The organism is Hymenobacter sp. PAMC 26628, assembly GCF_001562275.1.
Taxonomy (GTDB): Bacteria; Bacteroidota; Bacteroidia; order Cytophagales; family Hymenobacteraceae; genus Hymenobacter.
This window is the reverse complement of record NZ_CP014304.1, coordinates 2,021,764-2,040,254: the sequence shown is the minus strand read 5'-3', so window position 1 is coordinate 2,040,254 and position 18,491 is coordinate 2,021,764. Positions and strand designations below refer to the sequence as shown.

Annotated in this window: 15 protein-coding genes; 11 read left to right on the top strand and 4 right to left on the bottom strand. The window is 61.9% G+C overall.

Features of this window, described 5'->3' with window-relative positions; all coding sequences use genetic code 11:
- Nucleotides 1-3 precede the first annotated feature (3 nt).
- From AXW84_RS08965 to AXW84_RS08955, 3 genes are all read right to left on the bottom strand, one after another.
- Nucleotides 4-2,730, bottom strand: a complete 2,727-nt coding sequence (locus AXW84_RS08965; protein ID WP_068239136.1) for a DNA gyrase/topoisomerase IV subunit A — start codon at nucleotides 2,728-2,730, stop codon at nucleotides 4-6.
- A 674-nt stretch (nucleotides 2,731-3,404) separates the two neighbouring features.
- Entirely contained in the window at nucleotides 3,405-3,857 is a 453-nt protein-coding gene (locus AXW84_RS08960; protein WP_068231644.1) for a CHRD domain-containing protein, read from the bottom strand.
- 130 nt (nucleotides 3,858-3,987) lie between these two features.
- On the bottom strand, nucleotides 3,988-5,907 hold the full coding sequence (locus AXW84_RS08955; RefSeq protein ID WP_068231640.1) for a DNA topoisomerase IV subunit B: 1,920 nt from the start codon (nucleotides 5,905-5,907) through the stop codon (nucleotides 3,988-3,990).
- A 181-nt stretch (nucleotides 5,908-6,088) separates the two neighbouring features.
- Between AXW84_RS08955 and AXW84_RS08950 the strand changes: the two genes are divergently transcribed.
- From AXW84_RS08950 to AXW84_RS08910, 8 genes are all read left to right on the top strand, one after another.
- Complete coding sequence (locus AXW84_RS08950) at nucleotides 6,089-7,321, top strand: AI-2E family transporter (protein WP_236943287.1); 1,233 nt, start codon at nucleotides 6,089-6,091, stop codon at nucleotides 7,319-7,321.
- Between the two features lie 93 nt (nucleotides 7,322-7,414).
- Complete coding sequence (locus AXW84_RS08945) at nucleotides 7,415-7,885, top strand: ferritin-like domain-containing protein (protein WP_068231634.1); 471 nt, start codon at nucleotides 7,415-7,417, stop codon at nucleotides 7,883-7,885.
- Between the two features lie 163 nt (nucleotides 7,886-8,048).
- Complete coding sequence (locus tag AXW84_RS08940; RefSeq protein ID WP_068231630.1) at nucleotides 8,049-9,545, top strand: exonuclease domain-containing protein; 1,497 nt, start codon at nucleotides 8,049-8,051, stop codon at nucleotides 9,543-9,545.
- Entirely contained in the window at nucleotides 9,542-10,210 is a 669-nt protein-coding gene (locus AXW84_RS08935; RefSeq protein WP_068231628.1) for a sce7726 family protein, read from the top strand. The genes AXW84_RS08940 and AXW84_RS08935 overlap by 4 nt, the downstream gene beginning before the upstream one ends.
- A 61-nt stretch (nucleotides 10,211-10,271) precedes the next feature.
- Nucleotides 10,272-11,630: an AAA family ATPase gene (locus AXW84_RS23170; protein ID WP_071891134.1), complete on the top strand. Its 1,359-nt coding sequence runs from the start codon at nucleotides 10,272-10,274 to the stop codon at nucleotides 11,628-11,630.
- Nucleotides 11,630-12,265, top strand: a complete 636-nt coding sequence (locus AXW84_RS08920; protein ID WP_068231619.1) for a DUF4276 family protein — start codon at nucleotides 11,630-11,632, stop codon at nucleotides 12,263-12,265. Before AXW84_RS23170 ends, AXW84_RS08920 begins: the two co-directional genes overlap by 1 nt.
- Before the next feature lie 394 nt (nucleotides 12,266-12,659).
- On the top strand, nucleotides 12,660-13,814 hold the full coding sequence (locus AXW84_RS08915) for a zinc-dependent alcohol dehydrogenase (protein WP_068231616.1): 1,155 nt from the start codon (nucleotides 12,660-12,662) through the stop codon (nucleotides 13,812-13,814).
- 12 nt (nucleotides 13,815-13,826) lie between these two features.
- Nucleotides 13,827-14,348, top strand: a complete 522-nt coding sequence (locus tag AXW84_RS08910; RefSeq protein ID WP_068231613.1) for a hypothetical protein — start codon at nucleotides 13,827-13,829, stop codon at nucleotides 14,346-14,348.
- Between the two features lie 193 nt (nucleotides 14,349-14,541).
- Here AXW84_RS08910 and AXW84_RS25485 read toward each other — a convergent pair whose 3' ends face one another.
- A complete protein-coding gene (locus AXW84_RS25485) occupies nucleotides 14,542-14,736 on the bottom strand; it encodes a hypothetical protein (RefSeq protein WP_204248437.1) in 195 nt (64 codons plus the stop codon).
- 416 nt (nucleotides 14,737-15,152) lie between these two features.
- On the opposite strand from AXW84_RS25485, the gene AXW84_RS08905 reads away from it, so the two are divergent.
- The 3 genes from AXW84_RS08905 to AXW84_RS25360 are packed head-to-tail and all read left to right on the top strand — an operon-like array spanning nucleotide 15,153 to nucleotide 18,481.
- Nucleotides 15,153-15,731: a biliverdin-producing heme oxygenase gene (locus AXW84_RS08905; protein ID WP_068231610.1), complete on the top strand. Its 579-nt coding sequence runs from the start codon at nucleotides 15,153-15,155 to the stop codon at nucleotides 15,729-15,731.
- On the top strand, nucleotides 15,713-18,034 hold the full coding sequence (locus AXW84_RS08900; protein WP_157886899.1) for an ATP-binding protein: 2,322 nt from the start codon (nucleotides 15,713-15,715) through the stop codon (nucleotides 18,032-18,034). Before AXW84_RS08905 ends, AXW84_RS08900 begins: the two co-directional genes overlap by 19 nt.
- Nucleotides 18,035-18,481, top strand: a complete 447-nt coding sequence (locus AXW84_RS25360; RefSeq protein WP_068231604.1) for a response regulator — start codon at nucleotides 18,035-18,037, stop codon at nucleotides 18,479-18,481. It abuts the gene before it with no gap.
- Nucleotides 18,482-18,491 lie beyond the last annotated feature (10 nt).

The following is an 18,491-nucleotide window of genomic DNA, read 5'->3' as shown; positions in this document are numbered from 1 at the left end:
TTGCTAAAACAGGCCCAGCTGCGCCTTGGAGCGGCTGGCCACTTCGCGGGCCTGGGCCACTTCCTCGGCCGTCACGGCCACGGCGCTTTCGTCGGGCGCAGCTTCGGCGGCGTCGGGTGCGGGGGCCCCGGCGGCGCGCTTGCGGGCGGCTTCGCGGCGCTGGGGCTCGGGGCCCTCGTCGGTGAGCAGGTCTAGGGCGTGGACTTTGTAGTAGTTCAGCTTGTTGCCCATGGCCTTCCAGCCCTTCACGTCGATGAACTCGTGCAGGCCGATTTGCTCGGTTTCCTTGTCGCCCTTCTTGTCTTTCTGCACTTTTGCTTCCACCACCGGCTCGGGGTGGGCCGTCACGGCCAGCAGCTTCGAGCCCTTGGTTTCGGTGATGAAGGTGAAGCGCTTGCCCAGCGTGCTGGTTTCGATGCGGAACCGCTTGACGTAGTGCACCTTCGTATCGCCGTCCATGTACACGGCGCTGAGCACAGTTTCGGGGTCGTACTTGCGCAGCAGCACGATGCTGGGCACGTCGTAGTGGTTGCCCGGGTCGGGCGTCGTCAACTCGTAACTGCCGTCCTTAAACACCACCAGCACCGTTTCGTCGGTGTCGAAGGCCCCCAGGTAGCGGCCGTGGCCGGCGGTGTTGAGGCGGCCCACCACGGCGTCGAAAAAGGTTTCGCGGCCGCCCAACGTGCTGTCGCCCCGGCTCTTCTGGGCGATTTTCTTAATGAGCTGCTTGGTCACGATGTTGCCCATCGAGCCCTTGCCCTTGATGGCCAGCTCGGCAAAGTCGAAGTCGAACTGCTTCACCCGGGCCGCGGCCTTGTCGCTTAGCTGGATGGTCACAATTTCGCTTTCCGAGTTCGGGTTGGCTGTGAGGTACAGGGTTTTGGTGCCCTTGGTGCCTTTGGTCAGGTCGTAGGCCTTGTCGCGGGTGATGCCCGACACCAGGAAGCGCTTGGCGAAGCTGATGCCCGAGGCCCCGTCCACGTACACCATGTTGTACACCAGCCGGTCGTCGTTCTTGTTGTACACGCCCACGTGCAGGATGTCCTTGCCCACGAAGGTCTTCTCCGCGATGCGGCTCACCACGAAAGTGCCGTCGCGCTTGATGGCGATGATGTCGTCGAGGTCCGAGCAGTCGCAGATGACGTCGGCCTTCTCGTCCTTCTTCAGCCCGTAGCCCACGAAGCCGTCCTGGTAGTTCACGTACAGCTTCTGGTTGGCCACGGCCACCTTTTGGGCCGTCACCACGTCGAAAGTGCGCAGCTGGGTTTTGCGCTCGCGGCCGGCGCCATACTTCTTCAATAAGCCCTCGAAGTAGGCCACGGCGTAGCGCGTCAGGTTGGCCAGGTGGTCGGCTACTTCCTCCAGCTCGGCGGTGAGCTTTTGCAGGTATTCGTCGGCCTTAAAGCCGTCGAACTTGCTGATGCGCTTGATGCGGATTTCGGTCAGGCGCGTCAGGTCTTCTTCCGTCACGAGGCGGCGCAGCACCACGCGCTGGTCGTTGGCCTTGGGCTTTTCACTGGCCACGCGCACAAATTTCTTCAGGCCCGCGTCGATGGTTTCCAGGATTTGCTCCCAGGTTTCGGCTTCCTCGATGCGGCGGTAGATGCGGTTTTCGATGAAAATCTTCTCCAGCGAGGCATTGTGCCACCGCTCCCACAGCTCCTGCTGGCGGATTTCCAACTCGCGCTCCAGCAAGCGCACGGTGGCCTTGGTGCTCAGGCGCAGCACGTCCTCCACGCCCACGAAGCGGGGCTTATCACCAATGATGACGCAGGTGTTGGGCGAGATGCTGATTTCGCAGTCGGTGAAGGCGTAGAGCGCATCCATTGTGAGGTCGGGCGACACACCGGTGGGCAGCTGCACCTGGATTTCGACCGCCGCGGCGGTGTTGTCCACCACCTTCTTGATCTTGATTTTATTGGCCTCGCTGGCCTTCACGATGCTCTCCATCAGCGCCGTAGTCGTGGTGCCGTACGGAATGTCGCGGATGATGAGCATCGTCTTGTCCACCTTCTCGATGGTGGCGCGCAGGCGGATTTTAGCCCCGCGCATCCCCGAGTTGTAGTTCGTCGCGTCGCACAGGCCCCCGGTCGAGAAGTCGGGCAGCAGCTGCACGTCCTTGCCTCTCAGCACCGCGATACTGGCCTGGCACAGCTCGCGGAAGTTGTGGGGCATAATCTTGGTGCTCAGGCCCACGGCGATGCCCTCCACGCCCTGGGCCAGCAGCAGCGGGAACTTGACGGGCAGCGTGGTGGGCTCGCGCTTGCGGCCGTCGTAGCTGAGCTGCCACTCGGTAGTATCGGGGTTGAACACCACGTCGAGGGCAAACTTGCTGAGGCGCGCCTCGATGTAGCGGGGGGCCGCGGCGCCGTCGCCGGTGCGCACGTCGCCCCAGTTGCCCTGGGTTTCGATGAGCAGGTCTTTCTGGCCCAGGTTCACCATGGCGTCGCCGATGGAGGCGTCGCCGTGGGGGTGGTACTGCATGGTTTGGCCAATCACGTTGGCCACCTTATTAAAGCGGCCGTCGTCCATTTCCTTCATGGCGTGCAGGATGCGGCGCTGCACGGGCTTGAGGCCGTCCTCGATGGCGGGCACGGCGCGCTCCAGAATCACGTAGGAGGCGTAGTCGAGGAAGTAGTTCTGGTACATGCCCCGCACCGTGGCCACGTCGTGGATGACCTCGCCAGGCGCGAATTTGGGGTTTTCCTCCTCCTGCGGCTCGGCGGCCAGGGGCTCGTTTTCGGCGGTGAGCTGGGCGGTGAGGGCCTCGTCGCCGGCGGCGAGCTCGGCGTCTTCTTCGGCGGCGGGCGAAAACGCGCCCAGGTCAAAATCGACCGGATCGCCGGCCTGGAGGTGGAGGTAGGGGTTGGGTTCCGACGCGTCGGAGGCGCGGGACTCGTCGGCGGGGAACAGCGAGGCGGGGCCGGGGGTAAGGGGTGTATCCACGAAGAGCAAACGGGTAAGCGGCAAGATGCGGTCAAATGTACCGGCGGCGGGGCGGCGGCGCAACTTCTGGCAAGGCCGGGGGGCACTGGAAAGTTCCGCCCGGGGCCCCCGGCCGCCCTTGCCGGGGCCCTGCGCTACCGCCGGGCTTGGGCAGCCGGGGCCTACCGCCAGCCGGGGCCCTGGCGCCATTGGCCGGACGAATCACGGCTTTTACTGTCGAGCATTTCGCAATAACACCTTCACAAGCAGGTGCTGCAACTGAATTCAGTTAGCGCATTCATCAACGGCATGCAATCAATAACCTCGTGCAGCGTGAAGGAGCCCAAGAAAACTCAGTTGCTCATCATCATCACCAGCTTGCAAAGCCAAGTAGTGGGGCAATAGGGCCCCGGCGGTACCTCACAAAAAAGCCCCCGCCCGGATGTACCGGGCGGGGGCTTTTGCGGCAATAAGAAAGATTAGTTAACCGTCATGTCGGCCCGAATTTCGCCGTTCGGGTAGGTCATCGTGTGCAAATTGGCGTATACCCCGTGGCTAAGCAGGGCCTTATCTTGGTCCGGGGTAAGCTGTTTAGTACCGGTGATGGGCGACACGTAGCCGTTGCCGGCTGCGTTATTGGGAGGGAAGGGATAAAATACGGAGCCGTTTACGCCCGGGGCCCCTATGTGCAAATGCCCCGCTACAGGCGTCAGGCCCGAAAATGTAACGGTGTACGTGAGTATCATCGCCGTTTTGTCGTAGGTGCCGGTGATGGTGCCGGTGGCGGCGGAAGTCACAGCGGGTACTTGCTGGCTGCCGCTGAAGGTGCCCAGCGTGGGCTGCACCGGCGCGTTGTTAGTATCGTCTTTTTTGCAAGCCGTGGCGGCCACCAGGCCAGCCAGCAGCAAAAGGGAGGAAAACAGATTTTTCATGCGTTGAAGGGAGGGAAGAAAAAGGTTAATAAAAGAATGATTATGCCCTCAACCCACGCACCCAGATAAAGTTATTAGGTGTTCATTTATAGCACAAAACAAAAATTTAGTACCCAAACACTTGGGGGCCCTAATCGGCTTCCACCACCTCGGCCACGGGCAACACGTCGCTGGTCACGAGGTCTTTTTCCAGGCGCAGGTTTTCGATGATGAACTGCTGGCGGTCGGGCGTGTTTTTGCCCATGTAGTAGGTGAGCACCTGCTGGATGCTGCGGTCGGATTGCAAAATGACGGGTTCGAGCTTGATGTTGTCGCCGATGAACTTGCCGAACTCTTCGGGGGAAATCTCGCCCAGGCCCTTGAAACGGGTAATTTCGGGGTTGCGGCCCAGCTTGCGCATGGCAGCCTGCTTCTCGGCCTCGTTGTAGCAGTAGATGGTTTCCTTCTTGTTGCGGACGCGGAACAGCGGCGTTTCGAGGATGAACACGTGGCCGTTGCGCACCAGGTCGGGGAAGAACTGGAGGAAGAAGGTGAGCAGCAGCAGCCGGATGTGCATGCCGTCCACGTCGGCGTCGGTGGCGACGACAACCCGGTTATACCGCAGGTTTTCAATGCCTTCCTCGATGTTCAGGGCGTGTTGCAAGAGGTTGAATTCCTCGTTCTCGTACACGATTTTCTTCTTCAGGCCGTAGCAGTTCAGCGGCTTGCCGCGCAGGCTGAACACGGCCTCCAGCTCCACGTTCCGGCTCTTGGTGATGCTGCCCGAAGCCGAGTCGCCCTCGGTGATGAAGAGCGTGGTGAGCCGTTCCTTTTCGGCGCCGTCCTTGGCGTTTTCGCCCAGGTGGAAGCGGCAGTCGCGCAGCTTGCGGTTGTGCAGGTTGGCTTTTTTGGCGCGCTGGTTGGCCAGCTTTTTCACGCCGGCCATGTCCTTGCGCTCCCGCTCGCTCTGCATGATGCGCTTGAGCAGGGCGTCGGCGGTGGCGGGGTTCTTGTGCAGGAAATTGTCCAGGTGCTCCTTCACGAAGTCCAGGATGAAGCCGCGCACCGTGGGGCCCTCGTCGCCCATGTTGAGGGAGCCGAGCTTGGTTTTGGTCTGGCTCTCGAACACGGGCTCTTGCACGCGCACTGAAATGGCCGCCACGATGGAGCCGCGGATGTCGGCCGCGTCGAACTCCTTCTTGTAAAACTCGCGCACCGTTTTCACCACCGCCTCGCGGAAAGCGGCCAAGTGGGTGCCGCCCTGGGTGGTGTACTGCCCGTTCACGAACGAGTAATACTCTTCGCCGTAGTCGTTGCCGTGGCTCAGGGCCAGCTCGATGTCGGGGCCCTTGAGGTGGACGATGGGGTAGCGCAGGTGCTCCACGTCGGCCTTGCGGCCGAGCAGGTCGCGCAGGCCGTTTTCGGAGAAGTACTTCTGGCCGTTGTAGTTGATGATGAGGCCCGCGTTGAGGTACACGTAGTTCCACATCTGGTTTTCGAGGTACTCCGGGATGAAGCGGTAGTTCTTGAAAATCGTGTCGTCGGGCTGAAACGTGACCAGCGTGCCGTTGCGCTGCGGCGTTTTCTGCGGCTTGGGGTCCTGCACGAGCTTGCCCTGGGCAAACTCGGCCGACTTCATCAGCCCTTCGCGCACGCTCTGCACCAGGAAGTAGCCGCTCAGGGCGTTCACGGCCTTGGTGCCCACGCCGTTGAGGCCCACCGATTTTTGGAACACCTTGGAGTCGTACTTGCCGCCGGTGTTGATTTTGCTCACCACGTCCACGACCTTGCCCAGCGGGATGCCGCGGCCGTAGTCGCGCACTTGCACGCGGCTGTCCGATATTTTGATGTCGATGGTGCGGCCGTGGCCCATCACGTGCTCGTCGATGCAGTTGTCGATGACCTCCTTCACCAGCACGTAAATCCCGTCGTCGTAGGCCGAGCCGTCGCCGAGCTTGCCGATGTACATGCCCGGCCGCAGGCGGATGTGCTCGCGCCAGTCGAGCGAGCGGATGCTGTCTTCGGTGTAGCCGTGGGCGGGGGCCGCGGGGGTGAGTTCGTCGCTCGTCATAAAAAATCCGTATGGGGCAATTACCAGGTAAAATAACGCACAAAACCCCGGCCGGCCGCCGGAAGGCCTGCCAGGCAGCTTAGCCGGCGCCGCCAACCTGGTTAGCCAATCCGTAACCCCGCCCGGGGGCCCCAGGTTCGCCGGGGGCCCCGGCTTCACCCTCCTCCCCCCCTCCCACTCTATGCTGCCCACCGTTACGCCTTCGGCCCCGCCGCGCGCACTGCCGCCGCCGAACAACTTCAACACGCCCCGCAACCTGCCCTCGCCGATGCAGCACCACGCGCCGGCCGAGGTGAAGCAGTCGGGGGCCGTGCACTACACCTTCGTGCTCATCGGCCTCACGCTGCTGGTGTACGTGCTGCACGCGCTCGACAGCATTTTGCTGCCCATCCTGTTCGCGGCGCTGCTCGCGGTGCTGCTGCTGCCCTTGGTCGTGCGCTTCGAGCGTTGGGGCCTGTCAAGCGTCTGGGCCATTATCCTCGCGCTGCTCATCGTGGTTGTTGCGGTGGCGGGCATCTTTTACTTGTTCGGCACGCAAATCATGAGCCTGCGCGACGAACTGCCCAAACTGCAGGCGCGGGCCGTGGAATACTTCGACCAGGTTCAGCAGTGGGCCAGCCACAAGTTTGGCTACCAGCCCATTAGCAAAGACCAGCTCATCGACTCCGGCATGGAGTCGTTCAAGTCGTCGGCCGGCGGCTACCTGGGCTCCACGCTCAGCACCACGGCCGGCGTGCTGAGCGTGACGACGCTCGTGCCGATTTATATTTTCTGCTTTCTCTACTACCGCGACCACATGCGGCAGTTCCTGTTCCGCTTCGTCAAGCCCGACAGGCGCACCAACGTGCTGCACACCATGGACAGCATCCAGGTGGTGGTGCAGGCCTACATTCAAGGCCTGCTCACGGTGATTGTGATTGTGTCGGTGCTGAACTCCATCGGCCTGCTGCTGCTGGGGGTAAAGTTTGCCGTGTTCTTCGCCATTTTCGCTTCGGTGCTGGCCATCATTCCCTACATCGGCATTTTGGTGGGTTCGGCCATTCCGGCCCTGGTTACGCTCGTCGACACGGGCTCGCTCACCAAAGCGCTGGGCGTCGTCGGGGTGTTCATGTTTGTGCAGTTTTTAGAAGGCAACTTCATCACGCCGACGGTGACGGGCTCCAAGGTGAGCATCAACCCCATGGCGGCCATCATTGCCCTCATTCTGGGGGGCGAGCTGTGGGGCACGCCGGGCATGATCCTCAGCATTCCGCTGGTGGCCGTACTCAAGGTGGTATTCGACGCTAACAAAGGCACCGAGCCGTGGGGCTTTTTGCTGGGCGACGTGAGCAACGGGACGGAGCTAAAGTCAGCCAAATCAACGGCCAAGGAAGGCTTTTTTATGCGCACCTGGCACAAATTACGGCCCGGCTAGGGCCCTGCGGCGCAACCCCGCGCCGGGGGCCCCGTACACCCCACCACAAGCCCAGCGCTTTTTCTCCACTCCTACTTTCAATTTAACCATACCATGGCTAGCACGCTCACCGACTCCACCGCCCGCGCCCTCACCGACCTGCTGAACCTCAACCGCACTTCAACCAAAGGCTACCAGGAAGCCGCCGAAGAAGTAAAGAGCGTCGACCTCAAATCCCAGCTCAGCCAGTATTCGCAGCAGCGCGCCGGCTTCGCGGCCGACCTGGAGCGCTACGCCCAGCAGTACGGCATCGACGCTTCGAACTCGAATACCGTTGAGAGCGTGGCCACCGACGCCGCCGCCGCTGTGCACCGCGGCTGGATCAACATCAAATCGGCCATTACCGGCCAGGACGACTCGGCTGTGCTGGAGGCCGCCGAAACCGGCGAAGCCACGGCCCTGAAAGGCTACGAAACTGCCCTGGCTGCCCAGGACCTGCCCGCCGATGTGAAAAGCGTGCTCCAGCAGCAGCACGGCAAGGTGCTGGAAGCCAAAAACTGGCTGACGGCTCACAAAGTAAACTAAGTTGGCGCGGCCCTCTTGGCCGCCACTTGCTCAAGTAATTCCTGAAAAAGAGCGGCCTCCGGGCCGCTCTTTTTTTTGTGGGGCCCCGGCCGGGGCGCGTTACAACCTTCCGGGCCGCTAAATTTGTTAGCCCAGTCTTCCGCCCGCCATTTTTTGCTGCCCTTTGTACGCCATTGTCGATTTAGAAACCACCGGCGGCCAGCCCGCCCAGGACCGCATCACCGAAATTGCCGTGTACATCCACGACGGCGAAAAAATCATCGATGAGTACGCCACCCTGCTCAACCCCGGGCGCAGCATTCCGCCGTTCATCACCCAGCTCACGGGCATCACCAACGACATGGTGCGCGACGCGCCCAAGTTCCACGAGGTGGCGCGCAAGGTGGTCGAAATCACCGAAGGCTGCGTGTTCGTGGCCCACAACGTGCGGTTCGACTATTCGTTTCTGAAGAAGGAATTTGCCGACCTCGGCTACAACTACTCCCGCAAAACGCTGTGCACCGTGCGCCTCTCGCGCAGCCTCATTCCGGGCCAGCCCAGCTACAGCCTCGGCAAGCTGTGCCAGAACATCGGCATCCCGCTGAACGGCCGCCACCGCGCCGCCGGCGACGCCCACGCCACGGCCCTGCTCTTCGGCCGCCTGCTCGGCATCACGCAGGAAAGCGACGCCGGGGCCCCGGGGGCCCCAACGGCCGACACGCTGGCCCAGGTCGACGCCCTGGCCCCCGCCGGGCGCCGGCCCGAGGGCGCCGGGGCCCCCACCAAGGTGCCCTCGGCCAAGCGCGTGGCTGCCGTGCAGCAGGCCATCAAAACGGCCCTGCTGCCGCCGCTCGTCAGCCCCGAAATGGTGGCCGCGCTGCCCCAGGCCACCGGCGTGTACTACTTCCACAACGAGGCCGGCGAGGTGATTTACGTGGGCAAGAGCATCAACATCTACAAGCGCATCCAGCAGCACTTCGCCGTTGATGTGAAGTCGCGCAAGAGCCTGGAATTCAAAAACTCCATCGCCGACATCACCTGGGAGCTGACCGGCTCGGAGCTGGTGGCGCTGCTCTACGAGTCGCACCTGATCAAGCAGCTCAAGCCGGCCTACAACCGGGCCCAGCGGCGCTCGGTGTTCCCGGCGGGCATCTACCTGCGCGTGGACGAGCAGGGCTACAAACGCCTGCTTTATGGCCGTGCCGACGCGCGGAATGCCGAAATTCCCATCATCGCCCTCGGTAATCAGTACAAGGCCCAGGGCTTCCTGTACCACAAAGTGGCCAAGTACAACCTCTGCCAGAAGCTGTGCGGCCTCTACAAAACGCCGGGCGCGTGCTTCGACTACCAAGTGCACCGCTGCCTGGGGGCCTGCGTGGGCGAGGAAGCCCCGGAGGCCTACAACGCCCGCGTGGACGAGGCCATCGACAGCATCACCTACGAGCACCAGTCGTTCGTGGTGATTGGCGCAGGCCGCACCGAGCTGGAAAAAACCATCGTGCTGGTCGAGAACGGCCGCTACCTGGGCTTCGCCTACGTGGACGAAACCTTTACGGCGCGCAAAATCGGGGACTTCCGCGACGTCATCAAGTCGTACACCGACAACAAGGACACCCAGCAGATCATCCGCCAGTACCTACGCACCAAGCACAAGGGCGAGAAGGTGAAGGTATTTGCGTGAACGACCCGGCAATCAGGGCCCTGCTCTACCCCCTACTGACCGGCGGCGTGTACGTGGACGAGCTGCCCACCGGCAGCACCCGCGCCGACGTGGTGCACATTACCGAGCACTTCATGCACGGCTACGAGGTGAAAGGTGACCGCGACACCTTGCAGCGCGTGCCCAACCAGCTGCGCTGCTACGCCGCGGCGTATGATTTCGTCACGTTCGTGGTGACGGAGAAGCACTTGCCCAAGCTGCTGCCGCTGCTGCCCGCGTGGGTGGGCATCCTGGTGGCGTCCGAGAACGGCCTGCGCCCGCACCGCCCGGCCGCTTACAACGCCACCGTGGAGCGGGCCCCCATCGCCGCCCTGCTCCTGCTCGAAGAGGTGAAGCAATTCCTGCTGGCCCTGGGCCTGACGGGCGTGAGCACGCTGCGGGGCCGCGACATTGCCCACCTGCTGCGCACCAACAACCGCATCCCGCTGGCGCGCCTGGCCCAGTACGTGCGCGACCGCCTGATGGCGCGCCTGCTCCAGCGCCTACTGGCCCGCGCCGAGCGCAAAACCGAACGCGACCGGCTGGCGGCTATCCGCAAGAAGCGACCGAAGCGCAAGGCCAAACTGGTCGCCAAGCCCACTAAAAAAGATGGGCCGGCGGATGGTAAGCGCGCCGCTGCGGGGTAGCGCTGGGGCCCCGGGCGCGGTGCAACTATAACCCATTCCTGAGTAAGTTACTTTTGCAGCTATGGTCCCAGAAACCGAACCCACCGCCAAGCGCGCCGAACTGCCCATGCGCTTGACCCGTTTGCGCGTCAAGAATTTCCGCAGCATCGCGGACATCGACATTCCCCTGTCGCCGCTCACGGTGCTGGTGGGCCCCAACGGCTCCGGCAAAAGCAACGTGGTAGATGCTTTGCGCTTCGTGCGCGACGTGTTTGCGCGTGGGCTGGACCAAGCCGTAATGGATAGGGAAGGAATGGGAGTTATTCAGCGTTGGGGGACGGAGGGGGAGGGAATTACAATTGGTATTAATTTTTTTTCCGAAGTAGTAGAATCTAAAGAAATGATTCTTCCGAGAGGAAACTACCTCATGCATGGGAAAGCAGCTGTTTCGATAGAATATATATTTTCTTTCAATGAAAATACTAAAAAGACGTTTACAATTAAGAGCGAGCAATTATCTATCAAAATTCATGAAAAATACGCTCCTATAGTGCAGATTATAAGAGAAAATTCATCTGTAAAAGTGCGTTTCGGAAAAGAAAAATGGATAAATATATTTGAAAAAGGAAAGCATTGGTGGGCGCCGCTAGGAGAGAGTCATTTGTCATTACCTGAGGCATTATTCGGATACAGCTATGACTTTTTCAAAGAGCAAACTGGTTCGATTTCCGATACTGATAATTATAATTTCCGCGAAGAAGTTGAACAGGAAATAGAAACTGTAGCAGAGCTTCTTTCTTCAAGCTTTTTTTACTCTCTCAATCCTATTGATTTACGACAACCACAACAGATGTTGAAGGAAACTCCCTTTAACGAAAAGGGGCGTAACCTAGCTGCGGTCTTGCGTCATCTTTCAACTAACATTGGTCCAAAATGGGAGGCATTACAATTCGCATTGCAACAAGCTATCATTGGGTTCGATACAGTGAAAATAGAAGCTGTTGGCGGTTATTTAGCTACTAAACTCATTTATCGAACGGGTGATAATAATCCCCGTACATCTTACCTTGGACAAGAATCCGATGGTACAATTCGAATGCTTGGATTATTAGCAGCCCTTCAGCAAGAACCCTCGCAACCATTCATCAGCATCGAAGAACCCGAGGCGAATATTCACCCTGGGGCCCTGGCGGTGCTGGCAGGCGTAATTGATGAGGCCAGTTTGCGCAGCCAAATATTGGTGACTACGCACAGCCCGGATATGCTGGACCACCTGCCGGTTGAATCATTCCTGGTGGTGGAAAAAGTGGGCGATACCACGCACGTGGGGCCCCTCGATGCCAGCCAGGTAGCGTCGGTGCGCAAGCGGCTGTTTACGCCTAGCGAGCTATTCCGCATGGAAGGCTTGCAGCGCCAGGCCGCACCCGAAGCGGCTTCGTAATGCGGGCACTGCATTTATTGGTGGAAGGTGCGGGCGATGAGCAGGCCGTACCGATACTGTTGCGGCGGCTGCTGCACGAGGAGCACCGGCGCCACGATTGGCTGGTGGACCCCAAGCACGTGATGAAAGTAGGCGGGCTGGCCAAGCTGCGGAGCCGGCTGGGCAATTACATCGAGCACCTGCGCGACAAGCCTTCCTGCGCCGGGGCCCTGATTTTGCTGGATTTGGACGACCAGTTGCCGTGCGAAGAAGCGCCCGCGCTGGCCGAGGAAATTGCCGCACTCCAGCAATTGCCGTTTCCCATTGCGGTGGTGTTTGCCTACAAGGAATACGAATCGTGGTTTCTGGCCAGCCTAGCCAGCATCGCGGCCGGCTCGCCCCATTTCCCCGATGGCCTCACGTACCCCAACGACCCCGAAGCCAAGCGCGGCGCGAAGGAAGAATTAGACAAGCGGATGCCGCCCCTCGTCAAGTACAAAGAAGTGCTGCACCAGGCCGAATTTACCAAGCTGCTGAGTTTCGCTGAGGCCCGGCGGGCACCATCGTTTCAGCGGTTGGAGCGGGCACTGGGCGAATTATTGACTGCCGTAGACATGGACGGTGGCGCAGGTATGGTTTCACCACGCAGGCGCTAAAACCCTACCGGCCTACGTCAAGCGCAGAGCCAAACCGGTCGCCAAGCCCACTGAAAAAGATGGGCCGGCGGATGGCAAGCGCGCTGCCACGTGGTAGCGCCGGGGCCCCACCCGCGGCGCGGCGGCAAAGCGGGAATTATAATTTTTAGTGGTAAACCTGAGCCTTATAGCTAGCAATCCGCTAGCATATAGGGCGTTCTTTTTATAAGAAACAACGTAGCTGACGCTGTTCCATTTGCGAAGGAAAAGACGTTGAAACCTTGAATAAATAGTTCAGTATTAATAGGCCAGTCAGCCACGCAAAGGACTTTTTGGGGGAGTAAAGCATGCGCGAGCATCCTTGAAACGCCTTGCGTGGTAGTAGCTGTCCTTCTTTCCTACCAGAAGATTTTTTATGCTAGCAATGGATTACCGGGGCCCCCGACGGGTCCGCGCGGCCCAGAAGCCCATGCCCGAAATCAAGCATCCGCAGGATGCCATCGTTCGGGTGACCCGCGCCTGCATTTGCGGCTCCGACCTGCACTTGTACAACGGCAACGTGCCCGACACCCGCGTGGGCACCACGTTCGGCCACGAATTCACGGGCATCGTGGAGGAAGTGGGGCCCGAGGTAACCAAGGTGAAGGTGGGCGACCACGTGCTGGTGCCCTTCAACGTGGCCTGCGGCGAATGCCACTTTTGCAAGCAGGGCATGTTCGGCAACTGCCACGAGAGCAACACCCAGGCCAGCGCCGTGGGCGGCATTTTTGGCTACTCGCACACCGCTGGCGGCTACAACGGCGGCCAGGCCGAATACGCCCGGGTGCCCTACGCCAACGTGGGCCCCACGGTGATTCCGGCCGGCATGGACCCCGACGACGCGGTGCTGCTGACCGACGTGGTGCCCACGGGTTATCAGGCCGCCGAGATGGCGGGCATTCAGCCCGGCGACACGGTGGTGGTGTTCGGCGCGGGGCCCATCGGCATCATGGCGGCGCGGTGCGCGTGGCTGTTCGGCGCCGGCCGCGTCATCGTCATCGACCAGGTGGACTACCGGCTGGAATTTGCGCGCAACTATGCCAAGTGCGAGGCCTACAACTTCAACGAGATGGCCGACCCGGTGGTGTTCATCAAGAAAACTACCGACTTCATGGGCGCCGACGTGTGCATCGACGCCGTGGGCGCCGAGGCCTCCGGCAACGCCATGCAGACCATCACCGGGCGCAAGCTGCTGCTGCAAGCCGGCTCGGCCACGGCCATCCACTGGGCCGTGAACTCGGTGAAGAAAGGCGGCGTGGTGTCCATCGTGGGCGTGTACGGGCCCACCGACAACCTCGTTCCGATAGGCAACGTGCTCAATAAGGGCCTCACCATCCGGGCCAACCAAACGTCGGTGAAGCGCTTGCTGCCCCGCCTGATCGAGCACGTGCAAAACGGCATCATTAACCCGAAGGCGCTGATTACGCACCGCATTCCGCTGGAGGAAGTGGCCGACGGTTACCGCATTTTCTCCGACAAGCTGGACAGCTGCATCAAAACTGTGCTCATCTCCCCGTCCGCCAAAATTTAACGCCGACCCATTATGGAAAACACTGCAAAAGACCCGGGGCTATTGCCCGGTTGGGGCATCGACGCGGACCCCAAAAACGACCCCACCTACCCCATGCGCCACCGCATGAACGTGGGCCAAGACCCCGATAGCAAGCACCGCCCCACGCTGCAACTGGTGGATGAAGAAGTACTTAAATCCATCGAGCGCCAAAACGTGTCGGCCGTTTTCGGCACGCCGCTGCCGCCGCACGGGCTCAGCGGGGCCATTCGGCGCTGGGCGTTCAAGTACAGCGAGTCGGTGTACCCGCACTGGCTCCCCCTGCTGCTGGCCGACCGGGTAGACATGGTGGAAGGCGTACTGGCCGACCTCGTGCACGGCCACGTGCCCAACATTTTTGCGGAGCGCGGCGCCAAAATGGATTGGAAGTACAATCGCTCGGGGTTCATCGCCAAGCTGGCCACCGTTTCTTTGCTAACGGCCGGGGCCATCGTGCTGCTTAGCTCCAAAGACGAGAAGAAGCCTTCCAAAAAGCACCGGCGCTGCCAAGCCTAGCACACTCACTCGCGGGCCCTCGTCCGCAAAAAGCCCGACGGATTGCTATCCTGGTCGGGCTTTTTGCGGGCGAGGGCTCGCCAATCGTTGTTCCCCATTGCACTGGCTCCAAGTTGGGGCCCAACAGGTCTTGCCAGCGGTAGTAGTAAGAGGTTTTGTTGTCGGATATGGCCACGAATAGGCCGTGGGGGAACTATTGGTTTAAGGGCACGTAGTTCACGTCTGCGCGGTCGCTGAAGTGGGCAGCTGCGGCCGGTGCGGCACAAGTACACCGTGGTTCCCATTGGTGGCTCGCCGGTGCGGGCACCACGCGGCCTTTTATGGTGCCGCCCAGCACCGCCAGTGGCAGCGTCAGCAAGCAAATCGGCAGGGCGTACAGTCGATTCATCAAACGCATGACGAGGGCACTTGATTTGCCGGGGCCAAATTTCCACCCGCTAACCCCCAGCGCTAAGAAACCTGTATTATCAAAAAGCTGACGCCAATTTATTTCCCCTAAACCAATTTATTTATCGGGCAATTAACCTATATAAAGTTCTAATACCTGTTACAATAACTAATTGATTCGAAAGTCACAAACTTCATATAAGGCTCACATCTCTCCGCATTATGTCACCGTTATGCCGCAGCCAAACCGAGGTTTTTTAGTCCCGGAATTGTTCGTATTCATTCAGGAAATTAGCCGGCCATTCGTTTCAGAAGCAGAGCGTTTGGGTGGGGCCGCGGCGGGGGCCCCGGCGCGGTTGCGAGCACAAAAACCTTTCTTTGCAACCTTACTTCCGTTGCCTCCCCAATAATTCCGCCTTGCCTAATCCTCCCGAAACGCCGGCCATCCTGCTGCGGCTGCGCCACGAAACCCGCCCCTACCACGACGCCCTGGAGCAGCAGGCCTTCAACCGGGCCCTGGCGGCGGGTGCGCCCACAGCGGCCGGCACGGCGCAGTTCCTGGCCAAGATGTACGGCTTTTTGCAGCCCTACGAAACGGCCCTGCGGGCCCACGCGGCCGATTTTTCGCCGGCCTGGGACCTGGCCGAGCGATTCCGCGCCCACCTCATCCTGGAAGATTTACCGGAAGTGCCCGGGGCCCCCACCCCGCCGCTGTGCCCGGCCATGCCGCCGCTGCGCACCCGCGCCCAGCTGCTGGGCACCATGTACGTAATGGAGGGCTCGACGCTGGGCGGGCAGGTCATTGCGCGGCAGCTGGCCAAGGCCGGCATTCCGCTGCGCCAGTACTTCACGGGCTATGGCGCGCGCACGGGGCCCCTGTGGAAAGCCTTTTGCCAGCAACTGGCCGAGGCCGCCCCCGCCGCGGGCCCCGACGACGTGGTGGCCGCCGCCAGCCGCGCCTTTCACCGCCTCGACGCTTGGCTGAACCAACCATGAGCCTGACCGACAACGACCTTATAACCGCCCCCATCACCCTCACCAACTGCGACCGGGAGCCGATTCACCTGCCCGGAGCCATCCAGCCCTACGGCTTTTTGCTGTGCCTCGACCCCAGCACCCACCGCGTGGTGCAGGCCAGCGCCAACACCGGGGCCCTGGTGGGCCGCGCGGCCGAAAGCCTACTGGGTGGCGGCCTCGGCCAGCTGCTGGGCCCCGCCCGGCTGGCCGAAGTGGAGGGCCGCCTGGCCACGCTTACCGAAACGACCCAGCTGCTGGGCGCCCGGCTGGAGGCGGTGGCCGGCCAGCCGTACTTCAAGCTCATTATGCATCGCTACGACGGGCTGCTGTGGGTGGAGTTTGAGCCAGTGGCCGAAACCGACGCCGCGCCCCTCGACCTGTCCATGCTAAACGCGGCCCTGGGCCAGATGCTGGCCGCGCCCACGGTGCTCAACTTTTGCCAGCACGCCGCGGAGCAGGTGCGCGCCATCACGGGCTTCGACCGGGTGGCCATTTACCGGTTTGCGCCCGACGAAAGCGGCGAAGTCGTTGCCGAGGCCATCCACCCCGACCTGGCCCCCTGGCTGGGCCTGCACTACCCGGCCTCCGACATTCCGCAGCAGGCGCGGGCCATGTACCTCAAAAACTGGCTCCGCTTCATCCCCGACGCGGCCTACGCGCCGGTGCCGCTGGTGCCCGGCCTCAGCCCCACCACCGGCCGCCCGCCCGACATGACCTACGCCGTGCTGCGCAGCGTGTCGCCCATTCACCTCGAATACCTGCACCACCTGGGCTCGGCGGCCACAATGACCATCTCGCTCATCGACGACGGCAAGCTGTGGGGCATGATAACGTGCCACCACCGCACGCCCCGGCTCGTGGGTTTCGAGCTGCGCGAGCTGTGCCAGTTCATCGGCAAAACGTTCTCGGCCCTGATTGCCAGCAAGGTGCGCGCCGACCAGTACGCCTACCACCTGCGCGTGCGCGAGCGGCTGGCGCAACTGCTGGAGCGCGTGACCCGCGCCGACGATTTTGTGGGGGCCCTGGCCCAGCCGGGCCCCAGCATCCAGGAGGTGTTCGATTGCGGCGGGGTGGCCGTGTGCTTCGGCGGCGAAGTGCAGCTGCTGGGCCACACGCCCACCGCGGCGCAGGTGCGCGAGCTGCTGGCCTGGCTGACCGAGCACGCCCCGGGGCCCCTGTTCCACACCGATTCGCTGGTTGCTCACTACCCGGCGGGGGCCCCGGCGCTGCGGGCCACGGCCAGCGGCCTCATCGCCGCGGCGCTGGCCGACGCGCCCGGCCACTACCTGCTCTGGTTCCGGCCCGAGGTGGTGCAAACCGTGACCTGGGCCGGCCGCAACGACAAGCCCCAGCTGCTGGCCGACGGGCAGATTTTCCTCTCCCCGCGCCAGTCGTTCGAGGCCTGGAAGCAGCTGGTGGAGCACACCGCCGCGCCCTGGCTGCCCCTGGAGCTGGCCGCGGCCCGCGAAATCCGCCAGCACGTGGCCGACTTGCAGCTCAAGGCCTTCAACGTGTTGCAGGCCCGCGCCCAGAGCCTGAGTGCGCTCAACACGGCCCTGGAGCGCAGCAACGACGAGCTGGACTCGTTTGCCTACGTGGCCTCGCACGACCTCAAGGAACCGCTGCGGGGCATTCACAACTACGCGCTGTTTTTGCTGGAAGACTACGCGGCCCAGCTCGACGCCGACGGCGTGCACAAGCTCCAGACACTAGTGCGCCTGAGCCAGCGCATGGAGGGCCTGATTGAGTCGCTGCTCCGTCTCTCGCAGGTAGGCCGCACCGATTTGGTAGCGGTCGACGTAGACCCCAACGAGGTGCTGGCCGAAACCGCCGACCTGCTGCGCCCGCGCCTCGAGCAAACCCATACCCAGCTGGTGGTGGCCGGGGCCCCGTGGCCCGCCGTGCGCGGCGACCGGTTGCGCCTGCTCGAGGTGTTCAGCAATCTACTGAGCAACGCCATGAAATACGACGACCAGCCCACCAAAACCGTGACCGTGGGCTGGGGCCCCGCCGCGCCCGGCGGGCCCGCGGCGGCCGTAAACCTCGACCATTATTATTTGTTCTACGTACGCGACAATGGCATTGGCATCGACGCCAAGCACCACAGTAGCATTTTCAAACTTTTCAAGCGCCTGCACGGCCAAGAAAAATACGGCGGCGGCTCGGGCGCGGGCTTGGCAATTGCCAAAAAGATGGTTGAAAAGCACGGCGGCCAACTGTGGGTGGAGTCGGCCCTGGGCCACGGCGCCACGTTCTACTTTACCCTTTCAAAAAGCCTATAAGTGACCTATACCCCGCTAAAACCGGTGCTCGTGGTGGAAGACAGCGCCGAGGATTACACAGCCCTGGGCCGGGCCTTCCGCAAGCACGCACTGCAAAACCCGGTGCTGCGCTGCGAAGACGGCGACCAGGCCCTGGACTACCTGCTGGGCTACGGCAAGGCTGTGGGCTGGCCCCAGGTGCTGCCCTCCATTGTGCTGCTCGACCTGAACATGCCCGGCACCGACGGCCGCGCCGTGTTGGAGGTACTCAAAAACGACCCGCGGCTGAGTTACATTCCGGTCATCGTGTTCAGCACGTCCAGCAGTGCGACCGATATCGACGCCTGTTACCAACTCGGGGCCAACAGCTACCTCGCCAAGCCCATCGACTACGCGGCCCTGGAGGAGAAAATTCGGGTCACCATCCAGTACTGGCTCGAAACCGCGGAGCTGCCGCGGTTATTATAACCATTGGTCG

Excerpts from the sequence above, each read along its gene's own strand:
- AXW84_RS08960 (WP_068231644.1), bottom strand. The coding sequence starts at position 3,857 with ATGAAAAATCTGTTTTCCTCCCTTTTGCTGCTGGCTGGCCTGGTGGCC.
- AXW84_RS08955 (WP_068231640.1), bottom strand. The coding sequence starts at position 5,907 with ATGACGAGCGACGAACTCACCCCCGCGGCCCCCGCCCACGGCTACACC.
- AXW84_RS08950 (WP_236943287.1), top strand. The coding sequence starts at position 6,089 with ATGCTGCCCACCGTTACGCCTTCGGCCCCGCCGCGCGCACTGCCGCCG.
- AXW84_RS08945 (WP_068231634.1), top strand. The coding sequence starts at position 7,415 with ATGGCTAGCACGCTCACCGACTCCACCGCCCGCGCCCTCACCGACCTG.
- AXW84_RS23170 (WP_071891134.1), top strand. The coding sequence starts at position 10,272 with ATGGTCCCAGAAACCGAACCCACCGCCAAGCGCGCCGAACTGCCCATG.
- AXW84_RS08920 (WP_068231619.1), top strand. The coding sequence starts at position 11,630 with ATGCGGGCACTGCATTTATTGGTGGAAGGTGCGGGCGATGAGCAGGCC.
- AXW84_RS08915 (WP_068231616.1), top strand. The coding sequence starts at position 12,660 with ATGCTAGCAATGGATTACCGGGGCCCCCGACGGGTCCGCGCGGCCCAG.
- AXW84_RS08910 (WP_068231613.1), top strand. The coding sequence starts at position 13,827 with ATGGAAAACACTGCAAAAGACCCGGGGCTATTGCCCGGTTGGGGCATC.
- AXW84_RS25485 (WP_204248437.1), bottom strand. The coding sequence starts at position 14,736 with ATGAATCGACTGTACGCCCTGCCGATTTGCTTGCTGACGCTGCCACTG.